Raw genomic sequence first — 1,108 nt, 5'->3', positions numbered from 1 at the left:
GGCAAGAAGGCCGAGATCACTGCAGCAGTCGATGCGGTCAAGGCCGGCATGCAGTCGATCAACGCCGAGATCAAGGCACTCGTCGATGCCGGCGTGGCCGGCGACCTCAGCCGCCGCGGCGATGCACAGCGCTTTGCGTTCGTGTACCGCGACATCATCGAGAGCATGAACCGCCTCATGGAAACGGCCGACCACGGCCTGACGCAGGTCGGTGGCCTGCTCTCGGCGGTCGCCGACGGCGATCTCAACCGCCGCGTCGAAGGGGAGCTGCCGGGTCAGTTCGGCACGCTCGCAAACGACGCGAACCGCACCGTCGAGCAGCTCGCGCAGATCGTCACCGACATCCGTCAGTCCAGCGATTCGATCAACTCGGCCGCCAGTGAAATTGCGTCGGGCAACGCCGACCTGTCGCAGCGCACCGAGCAGCAGGCCGCTTCGCTCGAAGAAACGGCCAGCTCGATGGAAGAGCTCACCGCGACCGTGAAGCAGAACGCCGAGAACGCACGCCAGGCCAACCAGCTCGCGAGCGGCGCGGCGGATATCGCGGTGCGCGGCGGCGACGTGGTCGGGCGCGTGGTCACCACGATGAGCGAGATCGATGCGTCCTCGCGCAAGGTCGCCGAGATCATCTCGACTATCGACGGCATTGCGTTCCAGACCAACATCCTTGCGCTGAACGCGGCGGTTGAAGCGGCGCGCGCCGGCGAGCAAGGTCGCGGCTTTGCGGTCGTCGCGGCCGAGGTGCGCTCGCTTGCGCAGCGCAGCGCGAACGCGGCCAAGGAGATCAAGCAGCTGATCTCGGATTCGACCGTCAAGGTCGAAGAAGGCAGCGCGCTCGTCGATCAGGCAGGCAAGACGATGGCTGAGATCGTCGGCAGCGTGAAGCGCGTGAGCGACATCATTGCCGACATCAGCCTGGCGAGCGCCGAGCAGACTGCGGGCATCGAGCAGGTCAACCAGGCGATCACGCACATGGACGAGGGCACGCAACAGAACGCGGCGCTCGTCGAAGAGGCTTCGGCTTCAGCGCGAGCGCTCGAGCAGCAGGCCGAGCAGTTGGTGCAGACGGTGGCGGTGTTCCGCCTCGCGCAGCAGGCGCAGGCCGCGG

Annotated in this window: 1 protein-coding gene; it reads left to right on the top strand. The window is 66.8% G+C overall.

Annotated features, from left to right (window positions below):
- Positions 1-1,108: methyl-accepting chemotaxis protein (locus IE075_RS15505; RefSeq protein WP_229792569.1), on the top strand; the 1,108-nt coding region annotated here is incomplete at both ends.

The organism is Cognatilysobacter bugurensis, from assembly GCF_014652095.1.
Taxonomy (GTDB): domain Bacteria; phylum Pseudomonadota; class Gammaproteobacteria; order Xanthomonadales; family Xanthomonadaceae; genus Cognatilysobacter; species Cognatilysobacter bugurensis.
The sequence above is the reverse complement of the archived record's forward strand: the minus strand, read 5'-3'. Positions and strand labels throughout refer to the sequence as shown.